Source organism: Bradyrhizobium sp. CCBAU 53338 (assembly GCF_015291665.1).
Classification (GTDB): Bacteria; Pseudomonadota; Alphaproteobacteria; order Rhizobiales; family Xanthobacteraceae; genus Bradyrhizobium.
Genome location: NZ_CP030048.1, coordinates 4,388,341 through 4,403,861 on the forward strand (window position 1 = coordinate 4,388,341; position 15,521 = coordinate 4,403,861).

Sequence of the window (15,521 nt, forward strand, 5' to 3'; positions counted from 1 at the left end):
TCAGGCGGGTTTTGTCACCATCCGCCTGCGGCCGACCTCGATGAAAGGCACTTCGACAAAGCGCCACATCAGCCAGGCCGCCGGCGTCGTGATCAGCACCCCGGCCGCGAACAGGATCGCCGCGCGCACGACCGACTGCTGGTCGAACGGCAGAAGACGGGCCGCAAGCGCAAGCCCGATCATGTGCAGAAGATAGAAGCTGTAGGATATGCGTCCGTAGAACCGGACGACATCGAGATCGAACGGCCGCAGCACGGCAAGTGTGCGCGGACCGGCCGCAAGGCAGATGAGTACGGACGCGCAAAGCGTTTCGAACGCGATCGTGACTGCGGTCTGCTTCCGGAACGCGACAATGAACATGACGGCGAAGGCGGCGCAGGCAACGACGGTCGCCAGGGACGGTCGCAATCTCGATTGCGATGCATCGGTCAGCACGGTTCCGCTCGACTGCATGAGCAGACCGACGACGAAAGCATACAGCGGCGCAAGATTGGTGGCGCCGTCCAGCAGGTGCACATAGGGGCCCCAGAACGAGAGCGCGACGAGAATCGCGACCAGAATCCATACCGCCGTCGTTCCGTAACGCCGCAGCAAGGCATGGGACATCAGGATCACCGGAACCGCGACGCATTCCACGGTCAGGGACCACATCACGCCGTTGATGTCGCTCTTGATGAGAACCGCATTGAGGATCACGTTGAGCGGGTCGAACGAGGGCGGGCTCGAGCCCATGTAGAAGCCGAAGCTCTGATGGGCGAGCGCCAACAGCAGCACTGTCGCGATTGCGGCCGGCAGCAGCCGGAACAGCCGGTGACGCACGAAGGTGAACGGATCGGGATCCCGATCCAGCGATCGGGCCAGCAGGAATCCGCTGAGCGCGAAGAAGACGACAACCGGCGCCATTCCGGTGGCAATTGTGTCCCAGGACAGCGCGCAGGCGTGGAACGCAAGCACCGACAGGGCAGCGTACCCACGCATGGCCTCAAGCCGCGGCAAGAACGCCGAATTCCGTTGCGCTTCCATTGCGGTCAACGCATAGCCCAGCGGATCGCCGACGACAACCGCGCCCGGCGCCACAGCCCGTCATGCGCTCAATACGGCGGCGCCTTGCGCGCGCGTTGCGCTTTCGCTGCCTCGATCCACCAGAGAAGATCATCGGCGAAGCGCGGGAACGAGCGTTCCAGCGCCTTGCCACCCTCGCCGATCGGCTCGCTGTCGGCCGACAAAGTCTGCGCGATCGGTCCGACGCCGATGGTGCTCGAGATCACCACCATGCCCATTTCCGACAGCGTGCCGTGCCAGGCGGTCGAGGCACGCGCGCCGGACAGGCGGCCAGCGGAATAGCTCACGATCGCCGCCGGCCGCCAGAACCACTCCTCCAGGAAATGGTCGGTGAGATTCTTCAAGCCTGGCTGAATGCCCCAATTGTATTCCCCAGTGACGAAGACGAAGCCGTTGGCGCCGCGGATCTGGCCGGCGAGTTTTTCCAGCGCCTCCGGAGCCGCACCCTTGGGATATTCCTTGTACATGCGGTCGAGCATCGGCAGGCCGATCGCCTTGGCGTCGATGAACTCGACCTCCTCGCCGCGGCTGCGCAGGCGATCGACGACGAAATTCGCAAGGCGGATGCCCATGCGGTCGGAACGGTAGGAACCGTAAAGGACGAGAATGCGGTTGCTCATGGCGGCAGGCTAGCATGAAACGGCGGAACGTGCCGCAGCCGATTGGCCGCGCTATCGTTTTCGCCCGAATTCCAGCGTCTGCGACGGCGTCTCGCCGAACTGGTCGCGGTAGCTTCGCGAGAAGTCGGACAGGTGCCAGAAACCGAAGGCCAGCGCCACCGCCTTCACGCTTTCGGCGCCGGCCAGCAGCCGCTGGCGAACCAGCCACAAGCGGCGCAGGCGCAGATAGCGGTGCAGGCTCATGCCGCGATAGCGCCGGATCACCTCATGCATGGTGCGAACGGACAGACCAAGCTTGCGCGCAACCTCCTCGCTGTAGATGGGCTGGGCGAGATCGTCCGACAGCAGCGCGCGGATCTGCTGGAACGTCCTGAAGTTCCGCTCGTCATTGGGCCACAGCGTCCAGCGCGCCGGAACGATGTCGGCGATCGCCGCGTCCGCCGCGCCGAACAGGGACTCCCGCATGGCCGCCGCCTTCAGCGGCACCTCGGCGGCCTCGATCGGCTCGGATGCGGCCGCCACGACCTCCGTGACGGTTCGCCGTAACCGGTACAGGGCCGTGGTGCTGGTCTCGAACAATTTGAAGCTCGATGGCGCTTCCGGCCAGCCGCGATCCGTCACGCGCGGCCTGAATACGATCGAGGCAATCTGGCGCTGCACTTCCTCGATGGTGTTGTAGGAAGCACCACCGTCCCCGATGACGAGGACGGAGCGATCGCGCTGCGCGCCGTTGAAGCGAATGGGCACGTCGAGATCGTCCATTGCAAATCCGATCGCGGTGCAATCGGCGACGAGTTGTGCATCGACCACGCGCGGGAAGGCGCGCGTGACGTTCACGTCGCAACCGGGCAGACGCAGGATGATCTGCTCGGCAGAAATCCTTCGCACGAACGGCGTGAACTCCACGTTCAGGCCTCGGATGGAACTGCGGAACTCATCGACGTCTGAAAAGCGAAATATGCTCGGCGCCAATCCGGGCGCATCATCAATACTGGTCATGACAAAATGAAACGCGGCACCGCGAAGCGGCGCGCATCCGGTAATATCACCGGCTCGATTTCCCCCTCCGAATGCCCCTGCAAGACCGAAAGAATCACTTTCCCCTGCCGATCAGTTGGCGGAGGTTCAATGCAAAGGACAAGCAAACGGATCGTATCCTGCCAATTTTCGATATCGTTTCCAACACGCAGAAGGTGCATTGATACCCGAAGACGCGGGGATATAAAATTCAAATTAACGCCCATGGCGCGCAATGGCGGGCGTTGGATAGTCGAAATTTATTTGAGTTCAGGCCCTGCCATGACGGCAAATTCGCCTGCCGATATTCTGATCGAACTGGAAGAGGCGGTCGCGTCATGTCCTTTGGACCGCTGTGCACGCATCCTCGAAGGTATCGTCCGATTGCTCACCGGCAGTCGCGACCGGCCTCAGGAACTGCTCGCGAGTGTCGTTGACGGCGTTCTGCTTCGTTTGACGGAGCGGGTCGAGACCGGCGCGCTGGTCCAGCTCAGCACCGCTCTTGCCGAGCTCGGGGTGGCGCCGCCCGAGACGTTGCGACGTCTCGCATCGCACAACGAACCTGATGTGGCGTGCCCTATCCTGCTCAAATCGCAGGCACTCGCTACGACGGATCTCGCGGCGATCGCAGCCTGCTGCGGCGAACGGCAGCAACGCGCGATCGCGGCGCGCCAGTGCATCGAGCCTGACGTGACCGAGGCGCTGATCGCGCGCGGCGACCAGATCTGCCTTGCGCTGATCAAGAACCCAGGAACAAAATTCTCCGAGGCCGCCTATGCCACGCTGGTCGCCGGCGCGGACCAGGACGGCGAGGTTGCGAAGGCGCTGGTGCTCCGGCCCGGTATCCCCGATCCAGTGGTGCGGAAATTGCTCGCCGCCCCTTCACGCAAGATCGCGCCGGCCAAGCCCACCGCATCCTCCGTTCCGCCCGCACAGGGCGCCGCGCCGGCCCTGCCCTGCGCGGACGACTACGCGAACGCAAGACCCGAGATCGTCGCGCTCAGCCGCGTCGGCAAGCTCAACGATTCCACGGTGAACCGTTTCGCAATCCGCGGCGAGACCGCCAAGCTGCTCACGGCCTTGTCGGTGCTGTCGGGTGCTCCGATCGAGATCGTCGAGCATGTCATGATCGACGACGATTGCGAGGGCCTGGTGATGGCCTGCCGGGCCTCGCGACTGAACTGGGCGACCACGCTCGCGATCCTGAGCAACCGCAACGGCACACGGCTCTCCTTCGCCCAGCGCGAACGCGCGCAACTGACCTTTAATACGCTTCTCTTGTCGACCAGCCAGTGGACGGTGCGCTGGGGGGAGATCTCAGCGGGCGCAAACACGCGCGATCCGGGACATCGTGGCGCCGGAATGGGGAAATAGTCGATGAAGCTCGATGGCCGCAAGGACGCTCGCGTGAAAATGGATCACCGGCAACCCGTCAATCTGATGGGGTCGGACGGCACCTGGCGACGCAGTTGCGTCTTGCTCGACGTGTCGAACACCGGCGCCAAGGTCGAGGTCGAGGGCACGCTCGACGTGCTGCAAGCCAAGGAATTCTTCCTGGTGCTGTCGTCGACGGGGCTGGCCTATCGGCGCTGCGAACTGGTCTGGATCGACGGCACCACCGCCGGCATTCACTTCGTCACAGCGGACGGTAAGAAGAAGTCGGTGAACGCAAAGGCGCTGGGCGCACAGGCCAAGTAGACAATCCGGCTCGAGGCAGCTTGGGGCCGGTTCAACTCTCATACAGTCCAGGCACTCCGTGCGGAATGCGCGAACCATCCCCAGCCCCGTCAAAAGCGAGGGCGGCACCCGAGCGGCGCGATCGGCGCGGCCCTTCGTACACGTGCTGGCCGACTCTTCCGACAAATTGTCGGGCATCTGCGCGGCACTCGAGCCGCAATTCGCAGTCGCGGGCGAACGGCTCGACGCGGAAGCGAAGCTGTCGCAAGTTCCGTCCGCAATCGTCGTCCGGGCCGAGCTGCGTGACGTCGACACCATCGCAGCGATCAAGAGGCGGTCCGCGCGACTGATCAAGGCGACGAAGCGCATCTTCCTCGTCGAGCATCTCTCCCACATCTGCATCTCGCAAGCCTACGCACTCGGCGCGACGCTCGTACTTCCCGGGCTGACCCACAAGGCCAGGCTGCTGGCGGCGCTGGCTGATCCAGCCGGGCCGACGTCGGATTCGCCTGCCGGCTCGGCGGAGCCGGACAACGCCGTCGAAACCGCGGCGACCGCCATCGCGTCGATGTTCACGACCGTCACCGTGGGCCAGCCGCTCGATGTCGATGGCACCAGGGAGGCCGGCCGCAGGATCGCCGACCGCATCACCGAACACGGCCTGTCGGAATGGCTCACGACGGTGCGGCGTCATCACGAGGGCACCTATCAGCATTGCCTGCTCGTCACCGGGGTGGCGATCGACTTCGGACTAAGCCTCGGTGTCCGACGCGCCGATCTGGAGCGGCTGTATTCGGCAGCCATGTTCCATGACATCGGCAAGGCCCGGATCCCGCTCGCGATCCTGGACAAGCCCGGCCGGCTCGACGCCGCCGAGCGAGCCATGATCGAAACGCATCCAACCGCAGGCTACGACTTTCTCAAGGACCACGAGAACATCTCGCCGGAGATCCTCGATGCCGTCCGGCACCACCACGAGTATCTCGATGGCAGCGGCTATCCCGACGCGCTGGCCGGCGAGAGCATCAACGACATCGTGCGCATCCTCACGATCTCGGACATCTTCGCCGCGCTGATCGAGCACCGGCATTACAAGCCGACGATGCCGCGATCGGACGCCTACGACATTCTCTGCGGGATGACGGGAAAGCTGGAGAAGGCGCTCGTGAAGGCTTTCAAGGAGGTCGCACTCTCACGCTGAGCGCGCGCAAGGTCGGCGGGCTGCGACGACGTCACGAGCGCGTGCCGATTAGTGCGTCGCCCGGTATTTGATCCGGCGCGGGATCGAGCGACAGGCCAGCCCCTCGGCGAGTTGCTTCATGTCCTCGCGCTTGCCGCTGCGGATCAGCCTGCTGAATTCTTCAGGGGTGAAAGGAAGCGTGGGATCATCATCGATCGGGCGCCGCATTCGCGGGCCGAAGAACCATCGAACCAGGCTAGCCAGCCGCCGCATGTCAATTCCCTCGCGCCAGCAACAAACCCTTCAGTCCGCGTATTGTTCCTCCTGCACGGTGGAGATTGCAAGAGGCGCCGAGGAGTCCGCACGAAAAATTTCGCGAGGGAATAATCTCCTCCGGCCTCGCAATTCAGTCGGCGAATCCGACGTAGCGCACGAACTCGTCGTTACCTTCGCGATCCGAACGAACGGCGTTCGCGGCAAAGTTGTCGTCGGGATAATCCATCGCAACGCAGGTCATGATGACCTCGTCTTCCGGAATCCGCGCGACATCGCGCACGATGTCGGAGCGCATGATGCCTCGCCGTCGATGACGGAGCCGAGACCGCGGTCCCAGGCCGCCAGCACGATCCCGCAGCATCGCAATTGGTGCATGCGAGCCGTTGCCGATGCGGCGCGCCAAATCTATGCTGGCCCACAAGCAAGACAAAGAACCCTGTGAGGACCCGGCAAATGCCCGCACCGCTCGATCCCGTCATAGCAGAGATCATTCCGAAGCTGCCGCTGCGCGATCCCGCGACGATGACGCCACAGAGCGCCCGCGAATCCTTGCGCGCACTGGCTGCCGCGCGCGCGGCCGTGCCGCCGCCATCAGTCGATACCGTCCAGGATATCACGGTGAAGGGCGGCGCCGGCCCGCTGGATGCACGGGTCTACCGGGTCGGCGGCGCCACCGCGCCCACGGTCGTGTTCTTCCATGGCGGCGGCTGGGTCGCGGGCGATCTCGAGACCCACGACCGGCAGGCGCGCAATCTCGCGATCGAGACCGGCGCCGTCGTGGTCTCGGTCGACTATCGCCGCCCACCGGAGACCCGCTTCCCCGGCGCCTTCGAGGACGCGTTTGCTGCCGCAAGCAACATCTTCAACCGCGTTGCGGAATTTGGCGGCGATGCCAAACGTCTCGGCGTTGCCGGCGACAGCGCCGGCGGCAACCTCGCCGCCACGACCGCGATCGCATCTCGTGATGCCGGTATCAGGCTCGCCGCGCAGCTGCTGGTCTATCCCGTCACCGACGCCGTCGGCCTCTATGCGGACGCGCGCGAGAACGCACGCTTTCCCTCACGCATGGAGAATGCCGACGGCTACTTCCTCACGCGGGCCACCATGGAGTGGTTCTGCGGCCACTACTTCACCGATCCGGGAGATGCCACCGACTGGCGGGTGTCACCGCTGCGCGCCAGCTCGCTCGCGGGCCTCGCGCCCGCGATCGTGACCACCGCCTGGTTCGATCCGCTGCGCGACGAAGGCGCCGCCTATGCGAAAGCGCTGGAGGCCGCCGGTGTCCGCGTGAAGCATCATGAGGGCGCCGGCCTGATCCACGGCTATTTCGGGCTCGGCGACGCCTCCGACGTCGCCCGCGCCGAGGCCAGGCGAGCGCGCGCCGATTTCAAGGCGTTGCTGGCCCGCGGGGTCTGATCGCGTTGCGGCCCGGCGCATTCGCCTTGCGATCCCGTCTTGGCCATATCGTCGGCCTGATCGCAGCCTTGCTGCTATCGGTGCAGGCGGTCCTGGCCGCACCGCAGACTGTCTATTTCCGTAGCGCCGATGGCCGCACGGCGCTTACCGGCTATCTGTTCCAACCGAGCAAGCCCGGCCCTTGGCCCGCCATCGTCATGCTGCACGGTCGCGGCGGCCCATATTCCAGCAATGACAATGAAGATTGCAGCTTCGTCGGCGCCGGCACCGTTTCGCCCTGCAATGCAAATACCTTGTCGAAGCGCCACGCGATGTGGGGCGCGTACTGGTCGACACGCGGCTATCTCGCGCTGCTGCCGGACAGTTTTGGCCCGCGCGGCAAGGCGCATGGCTTTGGCCGCTTCACCCATGGCGACCCTGACCGCGCCGACGTCAACGAGATCAGTGTGCGCCCGCTCGACGCCGAGGGCGCACTGGCTTACCTGCGCGGCCGCAGCGACGTCGTCGCCGGTCAGATCTATCTCCAGGGCTGGTCCAACGGCGGCAGCACCGCGCTGAACGTGATGATCCGGCAAGGTCGTCAGGCCGGTTATCGCGGCGCCCTCGTGTTCTATCCCGGCTGCGGGCAGAGCGCGCTGCTGGCATCGACGATCCTGACGACGGCGCCGATCGCGATGTTCATGGGCGCCGATGACGAGGAGGTCTCGCCCGCGCTCTGCCAGCGCGTCGCCGACCGCTCGCGGCAGGCGGGCAGTCCGATCGACGTCACCCTCTATCCCGGCGCGACCCATGATTTCGACGAGCCCTCGTCGCGCCGGCAAGCGACGCCGGGGAATCAGGCCGCCATGAACGATGCCCTCGTCAAGGCCGCAAGCTGGCTCGATCGCTGGAAAAATTGAGCCGCACGCGGATGCACCGCTTGATTGCGCCACGATTCCGGGCTCCAATCCGCTCGCCATTTTTGGTTTAGGGAGACACCCAATGATGAAACGGATTTTCCTGGCTGCGATCCTTGCCACCTTCGCGGCAGGCTCGGCTCTTGCGGACGACACCTGCGAGAGCAAGGCGGTCGGCAAGGACGGCAAGGCGCTCGCCGGCGCGGCCAAGACTTCGTTCATGAAGAAGTGCAAGGAAGACGCCTGCGCGCCCAAGGCCGTCGGCTCCGACGGCAAGCCGCTCGCCGGCGCCGCCAAGAACAGCTTCATGAAGAAGTGCGAGATGGGCGCGTAACGCTCTCCGGATTTCGACCGCGCCCGATACGCCCGCCGCAGCGCGGGCGTATCTTTTTTCATGACCGCCTGAACCGGTAATCGAACGCATCGCCGAACGGCTTGATCAGGCCGACCGTCGGCGCCGGAAAATGGATCGGCAGGATCAGCGTGTCGGTGTCGGCGACCGACGCGAAGAACTTTCGCCGCGACACTGCCGACTGCTTCGCATCCCAATCGGGCCTCGCCGACCAGTCCGGCTCGCGGCACTGGATCTGGTGATGCATGAGATCGCCGGCGACCACCGCGCGCTGGCCTTTCGAGAAGATGTTCACGCAGCAATGACAGGGTGAATGCCCCGGCGTCGGCGTCAGCGTGACGGTGTCGTCGAGCGCGTAGTCGTCGTCGACCAGGAGCGCCTGCCCCGCCTCGACGATCGGCAGGCAATTGTCGCGAAACACGGTGCCGGGCGGGTTGTTGCCTTTGGCGTTCTCGGCCTCCCAGGCCGCGTACTCGCCCTTGTGAAAGACGTATTTCGCGTTCGGGAAGGTCGGCACCCAGCGACCATCTCGTAACGTGGTGTTCCAGCCGGTGTGATCGATGTGCAGATGGGTGCAGAAGACATAGTCGATCTGCTCGAAGCCGATGCCGAGCGCGAACAATTCGTTGCGCCAGCGCTCCTTGCCGGGAAAGTCGAACGGCGGCGGATGGCCCTTGTCCTCGCCGGTGCAGGTGTCGACCAGGATGGTGTAGCGCGGCGTCCGCACGACAAAGGTCTGATAGGTGATCACCATCATGCCGCGCGCGGCGTCGAACACTTCAGGCTCCATCGTCGGCAGATGGCGCTTGAACACGGCGTCGTCATATCCAGGGAAAAAATCCTGCGGCCGCCGCCACGGCCCTTCCCGCTCGATCACCGCGTCGATGGTGATGTCGCCGATCCGCAGTTGCTTCATGGTTGTTCGCTCCCTTTTTGAGGGAGCGTAGCGGCAGGCGCCAACGCGTCAAGACGCGCGGAGGAATGCTAGCTCCGCAGCCCCGGCGCTTCCTGCCCGGTGCGTGCGACGTATTCGGTATAGCCGCCGCCATATTGGTGGATGCCCTCGGGCGTCAGCTCCAGCACGCGGTTCGACAGCGTCGCCAAAAAATGCCGATCATGTGAGACGAACAGCATGGTGCCTTCGAAATCCGACAGCGCATTGATCAGCATTTCCTTGGTGGCGAGGTCGAGATGGTTGGTCGGCTCGTCCAGCACCAGAAAATTCGGCGGGTCGAACAGCATCTTTGCCATCACCAGACGCGCCTTCTCGCCGCCTGACAGCACGCGGCAGCGCTTCTCGACGTCGTCGCCGGAGAAGCCGAAGCAGCCGGCGAGAGCGCGCAGAGATCCCTGCCCCGCGGTCGGAAACTGGTCTTCCAGCGACTGGAACACGGTGCGCTCGCCGTCGAGCAGATCCATCGCGTGCTGGGCGAAATAGCCCATCTTGACGCTGCCGCCGAGCGCCACGGTGCCCTCGTCCGGCTCGCTCGCGCCCGCAATGAGCTTGAGCAGCGTCGACTTGCCGGCGCCGTTGACGCCCATCACGCACCAGCGCTCCCTGCGGCGGATCATGAAATCCAGCCCGTCATAGATGCGCTTGCTGCCATAGCCCTTGTGGACACCCTTGAGCGCCACGACGTCCTCGCCGGAGCGGGGCGCGGGCAGAAAGTCGAACGCAATCGACTGGCGGCGGCGCGGCGGCTCCACGCGCTCGATCTTGTCGAGCTTCTTCACCCGGCTCTGCACCTGAGCGGCATGCGAGGCGCGCGCCTTGAAGCGCTCGATGAACTTGATCTCTTTCGCCAGCATCGCCTGCTGACGCTCGAACTGCGCCTGCTGCTGCTTCTCGTTCAGCGCACGCTGCTGCTCATAGAATTCGTAATTGCCGGTGTAAGTCGTGAGTGAGCCGGAATCGATCTCGACCACCTTGGAGATCACGCGGTTGATGAACTCGCGGTCATGCGAGGTCATCAAGAGCGTGCCTTCGTAGTCATGCAGAAACTTCTCGAGCCAGATCAGGCTTTCGAGATCGAGATGGTTGCTCGGCTCGTCGAGCAGCATGACGTCGGGGCGCATCAGAAGAATACGGGCCAGCGCCACGCGCATCTTCCAGCCGCCGGAGAGTTTTCCGACGTCGCCGTCCATCATCTCCTGGCTGAAGCCGAGGCCCGACAGAGCTTCGCGCGCGCGACCGTCGAGCGCGTAGCCGTCGAGCTCCTCGAAGGCGTGCTGGACCTCGCCATAGCGCGCAATGATCTCGTCCATCTGGTCGGCCTTGTCGGGGTCGGCCATGTCAGCTTCGAGCTGACGCAGCTCGGCCGCGACCTCGCTGACGGGGCCTGCGCCATTCATCACCTCGGCCACGGCGCTGCGGCCACTCATCTCGCCGACGTCCTGGTTGAAATAGCCGATGGTGATGCCGCGATCGGTCGAGACCTGACCCTCGTCGGGCAGCTCCTCGCCGGCAATCATCCGGAACAGGGTGGTCTTTCCGGCGCCGTTCGGGCCGACGAGGCCGATCTTCTCGCCCTTGTTGAGGGCGGCGGAGGCTTCGATGAACAGGATCTGGTGGCCGGCTTGCTTGCTGACGTTGTCGAGGCGGATCATGTGGTCTTTTAGGGGGATTTTTGCGTTGCAGCGTCATATTCCATGCCGGCCTCCAGGGGAAGCCCGGCGGGGTACGGATTCTTCCACCATGTCCAGCCCGTTGAGACCTCGCCCCTAGCCCTTCGCAGCGGGAACAGGCGGCACCGGCAGAATGATTTCGGAAGCAACCTTCCAGTCCTTCCCGACCCGAAGCCAATTGATGATCATCAGAAACGGCTTGGGCGTTCCATCCTGCCCCGCATAGGAGACCGTGATGTTCATCGGCACGTAGGACTCGGCGACGTCGTGCGTCAGGCCGACCACCCTCAGCTTCGAATAATCCGGCGCGAGCACGACCGGACCGGAGGTCCCGATATCGCGCAGCTTTTGATCAATCGCCTCGTTGCCCCAAAAGCCGGCCCAGTTCCCCTCGGACGGGATCGCGCTCTTGGCCACCAGCAGGGCCGAGGGCGATTGCCAGAACATCTCATGCAATGCCACAAAATCGTGCTTGTTGGCCAATTCCATCAGTGTGCCGAACTTCGACTTGATCGTGTTGAGGGTGGCGACATCCAGCGGCTCTTTCTCGGCGGCGGAAGCGGATGCGACAGTCCCGGTGGAAAGAGCCAAGGCGGCGATGGCGACGGCAAACCTCTTGTACATGCAAGAATTTCCCCTTCATCGGATGCGTGAGCGCTCCCGGCACGAAAGCGCCGGGAGCGATACCGTCACTTCGCGAGCGCGGCCTTTTCGATGACCTCGGCGACTTGCTTCGCATGGACGACCAGCGAGGCGTGACTGCCGGCGACTTCCGTCGTCTGGGCCTTGATCCTGGTTGCGAACGACTTCTGGGCCTCGGGCGCGAGGACCTTGTCCTTCGTGCTGATGACGTAGAACGTCGGCTTGTCGTGCCAGGCCGCGACGTCCACGGGCGCTTCGAACGCAACATGGTTCAGCGGAAGCTGCGAGTTGGCCAGGTGCGTCGCGATCTCCGCAGGAAGGTCGGCCGCAACGGCCGACGGAAACACCTTGGGGTCGATGTACAAATTGCCTTTCGCGTCGGGATGGATCGCGCTGCCGCCCTCGGTCGGCGGGCCGGCCTTGGCCAGCGAGGCCAGGGACTCGCCAACCTCCGGCGCGAAAGCTGAGACATAGACCAGTGCCGAGACCTTGGGATTGTTGCCGGCTTGTGTGATCACCACGCCGCCCCAGGAATGGCCGACCAGCACGGTCCTGCCGTCCTGCTTTGCCAGCGCCTGCTTGGTGGCATCGACGTCGGCGGCGAGCGAGGTGAGCGGATTTTCCACGAGCGTGACGTTGTAGCCCCTCTTCGTGAGAATATCGGCGACTGGCTGCCAGCTCGTCTGGTCCACGAAAGCGCCATGCACGAGCACGATGTTGTGCGCCGCGCCCTTGGGTGGTTCGGCGTGGGCGGAGCCGACCAATGTCGATCCGGCAAGGAGTACGGTGGCGGCTGAGAAAAGAATGTTTCGCATCGATCGTTCCTGTTGGCATGTCGGACGAAATCAGTCCGGGGGAATGGACAGGCGTTTCCAGCAAGGCCGCGGTTCTTCCATCTGCCGTCGGCGAAATGGTTGCCGCACGTCACGTCGGCCCGCTGCGACATGACCTATGGCGCGGACCTCTTGGACGATAGGGATCAATCGTCCGGATGTTGTGTCCGATCGTCCACCAGTCTAGTCTCGGCGCCATGGACATCCTCGCCCAGGTGCTCGATCGCGTTCGTCTCGGCGGGACGCTGCTGTTTCACTTCGAGCTCGGCCATCCCTGGCATATCGAGTTGCCGGCGCGGCCCTACGCCCTGTTTCACTATCTGAGCCAGGGCTCGACGACCCTCGCGCTCGGAGAGGGACAGAAAATCGAGATGACCGCGGGCGATTTTGTCGTGATCACACGCGGCGAGCCCCATGTGTTCTATTCGGACCGCCAGGCCAAGCCGTTGCGGATCATCGATATTGATCGATCGTCGCCGCGTCTTGGCGTCATCAGTCACGGCAGCCGTGCAAAACCGCACTCGACCATGATCTGCGGCAATTTCACCGTCTCCCGGCCAATGTTCGGCAGCGTGCTGGAATTACTGCCGCCCGTGCTTCTGCTGAAGCCGACGGCGGACGGTGGCTGGCTTGAAGCCATCCTGCGCCGCATGGTCAACGAGTCCGCTGCTGAGCGTCCCGGCCAAAGCGTCGCGTTGTCACGACTGACGGAAGTGCTCTTCGTCGAGGTGCTGCGAAGCTGGATCGCGTCTCTCGGTCCCGGAGAAGGCGGCTGGCTCGGCGCCATATCCGACCCGCAGATCGGACCGGCGCTCAGGCTCATTCACGAAAACCCGGAGCGACCGTGGTCCCTGAGCGACCTCGGCCAGCGCGTCGGGCTCGGCCGCTCGGCATTTTCGGCGCGCTTTACCAAGCTCGTCGGCCAGTCCATGCAGCGCTATGTGATCGAACGGCGGATGGCGGAAGCCGCGTTCCTGCTGGAAACCAGCGATGAGCCGATTGCGCGGATTGCCAGCCGGGTCGGCTACGAGACCGCCGCGGCGTTTTCAAAACTCTTCCATCGACATCATGGCTTGTCGCCTGGTCGGTACCGGACAGCTCGGCGCGCAGACAGCGGCGAAACGCAAGGCGACGTTGAGAAAGCAGAAGCCGCCGGTTGAGTTGCAAAAGTTCGTGCCGTCTTGTCGCTTTCTGAACAGAGCATCCGCCGCTCCTACGCGTACACGTCCTACGCCCTACGCATCAGCTTCAGCGAGGCCGCCAGCCGCAGGCTGCGTTTGCCCGCGAGCGCGATGCCTTCGAGCTCGCCGCTGTCTTCCGTGCAGGTCCCGGAGAAGCCGATCCCGACCTCGTAGCCGCCGAACACGGGATTGTCGCCCTTTGCCGGCGTGTGCTCCTGGTTGAGCATCTCGCCCTTCCAGCGACCGTCCACCGAGGAATAGGAACCGAGATAGTAGAAGAACGCGTCGCCGCCGAGGATGCGGCCGTCGAGCAGCAGCATCACGCCTGACAGCGCGGCATCGACGCCGTCGAGTGCACGGAGCTGCATCGCATAGAGCCCGTTGGCGATGCCGCCCTCTCCGATCACGCCGCGCGGCGGCAGCGCCGCGTCGTCGAGCGGCGCGAGGTTGGCCCAGAACACGCCGTCGGGCATCGCGTCCGCTTTGCCCTCGAGCAGGATCGTCGATCCCTCCGTGCGTCCGCGCACCTTGATCCCAGTGACGTCGGCGCCCATCAGCGGCTTGAAATGCGGATCGTCATTGTGGCGCTCGGTGATGACCTCGGCTTCGATCACGCCGTTCCTGACGTCGTAGCTGCCGAGATGGGCGAAGGCGGAATTGCCGCCCAGCATCTTGCCGTCATGCAGGCACATGATGCTGCGGCCGAAGGCGCCGTTGATGCCGTATTCAACTTTGTAAAGTCCGTCGAGCAATGTCCTGAACCCGCAAAATCAATAAAGAATCGCGGGGTACCTAGCACCGTCGCCGCACCGATGCCATCCGGCTTATCCGCGCAGGGACTCGCGGAACCGGTCCGGCCATCGTCCCATCATGCACCTGTTTTGCCCGACGGATCAACAAAATTTCGTAAAAACAGCAATCGCGGTTTCCGAAGGTCCGGCTGCCTTGAACTTCAACCACTTGCCTACTGTGCATGGGGTTGTTTTCGGCTTTGCGCCGGCCCGGTTCACCACCGGCATCGCTGCGCGCGTCAGTGGCGCTTGAAATATTGCACGTCGCGCTCGTGCTTCTCGGCCGCCGCGCGGCTCTTGAACGTGCCGAGGTTGCGGCGCTTGCCGGTCTTGGGATTCACCTTGCGCGAATACAGCCGGTATTCGCCGGATGCGAGCTTGCGGATCATGGTTGCGCCTCCTGTCATGCCGCGAGGTCAACCAGCTTGGCTCGCGTTGCGTTCCTTTACGGCTTGGCCTGTGGTGCGAACTGCTGGTTGGCGAACGGCTGCGGATCGGTGGGAACCTTGATGACGACGAAGCTGCGCCCCATCGACCGGTGGCAGGCATTGCAGCCCTCGGTCAGATCGCCCAGAGCTTTTGCGAATTTGCGTCCGTCTTTCGCCGCGATCGCGCCGGTGACGGATTGCAGCGACGGTTCCAGTGTCGTGACGTTGCTGACGGGGATGCCGGAATACAGCACCGCGGCCTCGACCAGGCTCGCCGTGAGCTGGCGCAGCTCGAAGGCCGCCAGCTCCCAGTTCTGCGCCCGGCCCGCAAGCCAGAGCTTCTGATGGCGCGTCTGCGCGGCGCTCATGATGTCGCCGAGCCGCGGCACGTACAGGTCGGTCGACGGCGACTTGAGATCTTGCGCCGCCACGGCGGTGGCCGCTCCCAGGCCGGCCAGCGCCAGCATCCACATCCGAAGCTTCATCGCAGATCTCCAGTCCTTCTGAAGACCCAGTCTACGACGT

Annotated in this window: 20 protein-coding genes; 7 read left to right on the forward strand and 13 right to left on the reverse strand. The window is 64.2% G+C overall.

What is annotated here, in order from left to right; all coding sequences use genetic code 11:
- The 3 genes from XH90_RS20680 to XH90_RS20690 form a co-directional block, all read right to left on the reverse strand.
- Positions 1-978, reverse strand: coding sequence for an acyltransferase (locus XH90_RS20680; RefSeq protein WP_194476194.1), 978 nt, complete (start codon positions 976-978; stop codon positions 1-3).
- 113 nt (positions 979-1,091) lie between these two features.
- The gene (locus XH90_RS20685) at positions 1,092-1,682 is read right to left on the reverse strand and encodes an NADPH-dependent FMN reductase (protein ID WP_194476195.1); all 591 of its coding nucleotides are present in this window, start codon (positions 1,680-1,682) and stop codon (positions 1,092-1,094) included.
- A gap of 51 nt (positions 1,683-1,733) precedes the next feature.
- Positions 1,734-2,681, reverse strand: a complete 948-nt coding sequence (locus XH90_RS20690) for a helix-turn-helix domain-containing protein (protein ID WP_194476196.1) — start codon at positions 2,679-2,681, stop codon at positions 1,734-1,736.
- Positions 2,682-2,981: 300 nt separating this feature from the next.
- Between XH90_RS20690 and XH90_RS20695 the strand changes: the two genes are divergently transcribed.
- Genes XH90_RS20695 through XH90_RS20705 form a run of 3 tightly spaced genes read left to right on the forward strand, consistent with a single transcriptional unit; the run spans position 2,982 to position 5,577 of the window.
- Positions 2,982-4,073: a DUF2336 domain-containing protein gene (locus XH90_RS20695; protein WP_194482750.1), complete on the forward strand. Its 1,092-nt coding sequence runs from the start codon at positions 2,982-2,984 to the stop codon at positions 4,071-4,073.
- A gap of 3 nt (positions 4,074-4,076) precedes the next feature.
- Positions 4,077-4,397, forward strand: coding sequence for a PilZ domain-containing protein (locus tag XH90_RS20700; RefSeq protein ID WP_194476197.1), 321 nt, complete (start codon positions 4,077-4,079; stop codon positions 4,395-4,397).
- Positions 4,398-4,455: 58 nt separating this feature from the next.
- The gene (locus XH90_RS20705) at positions 4,456-5,577 is read left to right on the forward strand and encodes an HD-GYP domain-containing protein (protein ID WP_194476198.1); all 1,122 of its coding nucleotides are present in this window, start codon (positions 4,456-4,458) and stop codon (positions 5,575-5,577) included.
- A gap of 48 nt (positions 5,578-5,625) precedes the next feature.
- Here XH90_RS20705 and XH90_RS20710 read toward each other — a convergent pair whose 3' ends face one another.
- Both XH90_RS20710 and XH90_RS20715 read right to left on the reverse strand, forming a co-directional pair.
- The gene (locus tag XH90_RS20710; RefSeq protein ID WP_194476199.1) at positions 5,626-5,829 is read right to left on the reverse strand and encodes a hypothetical protein; all 204 of its coding nucleotides are present in this window, start codon (positions 5,827-5,829) and stop codon (positions 5,626-5,628) included.
- 133 nt (positions 5,830-5,962) lie between these two features.
- Complete coding sequence (locus XH90_RS20715; protein WP_246755540.1) at positions 5,963-6,127, reverse strand: hypothetical protein; 165 nt, start codon at positions 6,125-6,127, stop codon at positions 5,963-5,965.
- A gap of 158 nt (positions 6,128-6,285) precedes the next feature.
- On the opposite strand from XH90_RS20715, the gene XH90_RS20720 reads away from it, so the two are divergent.
- From XH90_RS20720 to XH90_RS20730, 3 genes are all read left to right on the forward strand, one after another.
- The gene (locus XH90_RS20720) at positions 6,286-7,248 is read left to right on the forward strand and encodes an alpha/beta hydrolase (protein WP_194476200.1); all 963 of its coding nucleotides are present in this window, start codon (positions 6,286-6,288) and stop codon (positions 7,246-7,248) included.
- A gap of 26 nt (positions 7,249-7,274) precedes the next feature.
- Positions 7,275-8,147 (forward strand): dienelactone hydrolase family protein, encoded by an 873-nt coding sequence (locus tag XH90_RS20725; protein WP_194476201.1) that lies wholly within the window; start codon positions 7,275-7,277, stop codon positions 8,145-8,147.
- 82 nt (positions 8,148-8,229) lie between these two features.
- Positions 8,230-8,478: a hypothetical protein gene (locus tag XH90_RS20730; RefSeq protein WP_194476202.1), complete on the forward strand. Its 249-nt coding sequence runs from the start codon at positions 8,230-8,232 to the stop codon at positions 8,476-8,478.
- A gap of 58 nt (positions 8,479-8,536) precedes the next feature.
- Here the strand turns inward: XH90_RS20730 and XH90_RS20735 are convergent, their stop codons facing one another.
- From XH90_RS20735 to XH90_RS39650, 5 genes are all read right to left on the reverse strand, one after another.
- The gene (locus XH90_RS20735) at positions 8,537-9,412 is read right to left on the reverse strand and encodes an MBL fold metallo-hydrolase (protein WP_194476203.1); all 876 of its coding nucleotides are present in this window, start codon (positions 9,410-9,412) and stop codon (positions 8,537-8,539) included.
- Positions 9,413-9,480: 68 nt separating this feature from the next.
- Positions 9,481-11,103, reverse strand: a complete 1,623-nt coding sequence (locus XH90_RS20740) for an ABC-F family ATP-binding cassette domain-containing protein (protein WP_194476204.1) — start codon at positions 11,101-11,103, stop codon at positions 9,481-9,483.
- A 114-nt stretch (positions 11,104-11,217) separates the two neighbouring features.
- Positions 11,218-11,745: a hypothetical protein gene (locus XH90_RS20745; protein WP_194476205.1), complete on the reverse strand. Its 528-nt coding sequence runs from the start codon at positions 11,743-11,745 to the stop codon at positions 11,218-11,220.
- 65 nt (positions 11,746-11,810) lie between these two features.
- A complete protein-coding gene (locus tag XH90_RS20750) occupies positions 11,811-12,578 on the reverse strand; it encodes an alpha/beta fold hydrolase (RefSeq protein WP_194476206.1) in 768 nt (255 codons plus the stop codon).
- Positions 12,579-12,742: 164 nt separating this feature from the next.
- Entirely contained in the window at positions 12,743-12,868 is a 126-nt protein-coding gene (locus XH90_RS39650) for a hypothetical protein (protein WP_256442522.1), read from the reverse strand.
- Here XH90_RS39650 and XH90_RS20755 point away from each other — a divergent pair.
- The gene (locus XH90_RS20755; protein ID WP_246755890.1) at positions 12,812-13,756 is read left to right on the forward strand and encodes an AraC family transcriptional regulator; all 945 of its coding nucleotides are present in this window, start codon (positions 12,812-12,814) and stop codon (positions 13,754-13,756) included. The two genes, XH90_RS39650 and XH90_RS20755, sit on opposite strands and share 57 nt — an antisense overlap.
- Positions 13,757-13,824: 68 nt before the next feature.
- Here the strand turns inward: XH90_RS20755 and XH90_RS20760 are convergent, their stop codons facing one another.
- The 3 genes from XH90_RS20760 to XH90_RS20770 form a co-directional block, all read right to left on the reverse strand.
- Entirely contained in the window at positions 13,825-14,529 is a 705-nt protein-coding gene (locus XH90_RS20760; protein WP_194476207.1) for a GrlR family regulatory protein, read from the reverse strand.
- 278 nt (positions 14,530-14,807) lie between these two features.
- Positions 14,808-14,957, reverse strand: a complete 150-nt coding sequence (locus XH90_RS20765) for a hypothetical protein (RefSeq protein ID WP_084292415.1) — start codon at positions 14,955-14,957, stop codon at positions 14,808-14,810.
- Positions 14,958-15,013: 56 nt separating this feature from the next.
- Positions 15,014-15,469, reverse strand: coding sequence for a hypothetical protein (locus XH90_RS20770; RefSeq protein WP_371748256.1), 456 nt, complete (start codon positions 15,467-15,469; stop codon positions 15,014-15,016).
- Positions 15,470-15,521: the final 52 nt, after the last annotated feature.

Bases quoted from the DNA above. Each gene is read 5' to 3' on its own strand.
- XH90_RS20680 (WP_194476194.1), bottom strand. From the start codon at position 978: ATGCGTGGGTACGCTGCCCTGTCGGTGCTTGCGTTCCACGCCTGCGCG.
- XH90_RS20685 (WP_194476195.1), bottom strand. From the start codon at position 1,682: ATGAGCAACCGCATTCTCGTCCTTTACGGTTCCTACCGTTCCGACCGC.
- XH90_RS20690 (WP_194476196.1), bottom strand. From the start codon at position 2,681: ATGACCAGTATTGATGATGCGCCCGGATTGGCGCCGAGCATATTTCGC.
- XH90_RS20695 (WP_194482750.1), top strand. From the start codon at position 2,982: ATGACGGCAAATTCGCCTGCCGATATTCTGATCGAACTGGAAGAGGCG.
- XH90_RS20700 (WP_194476197.1), top strand. From the start codon at position 4,077: ATGAAGCTCGATGGCCGCAAGGACGCTCGCGTGAAAATGGATCACCGG.
- XH90_RS20710 (WP_194476199.1), bottom strand. From the start codon at position 5,829: ATGCGGCGGCTGGCTAGCCTGGTTCGATGGTTCTTCGGCCCGCGAATG.
- XH90_RS20715 (WP_246755540.1), bottom strand. From the start codon at position 6,127: ATGCGCTCCGACATCGTGCGCGATGTCGCGCGGATTCCGGAAGACGAG.
- XH90_RS20720 (WP_194476200.1), top strand. From the start codon at position 6,286: ATGCCCGCACCGCTCGATCCCGTCATAGCAGAGATCATTCCGAAGCTG.
- XH90_RS20730 (WP_194476202.1), top strand. From the start codon at position 8,230: ATGATGAAACGGATTTTCCTGGCTGCGATCCTTGCCACCTTCGCGGCA.
- XH90_RS20735 (WP_194476203.1), bottom strand. From the start codon at position 9,412: ATGAAGCAACTGCGGATCGGCGACATCACCATCGACGCGGTGATCGAG.
- XH90_RS20740 (WP_194476204.1), bottom strand. From the start codon at position 11,103: ATGATCCGCCTCGACAACGTCAGCAAGCAAGCCGGCCACCAGATCCTG.
- XH90_RS20745 (WP_194476205.1), bottom strand. From the start codon at position 11,745: ATGTACAAGAGGTTTGCCGTCGCCATCGCCGCCTTGGCTCTTTCCACC.
- XH90_RS20750 (WP_194476206.1), bottom strand. From the start codon at position 12,578: ATGCGAAACATTCTTTTCTCAGCCGCCACCGTACTCCTTGCCGGATCG.
- XH90_RS39650 (WP_256442522.1), bottom strand. From the start codon at position 12,868: ATGGCCGAGCTCGAAGTGAAACAGCAGCGTCCCGCCGAGACGAACGCG.
- XH90_RS20765 (WP_084292415.1), bottom strand. From the start codon at position 14,957: ATGATCCGCAAGCTCGCATCCGGCGAATACCGGCTGTATTCGCGCAAG.
- XH90_RS20770 (WP_371748256.1), bottom strand. From the start codon at position 15,469: ATGTGGATGCTGGCGCTGGCCGGCCTGGGAGCGGCCACCGCCGTGGCG.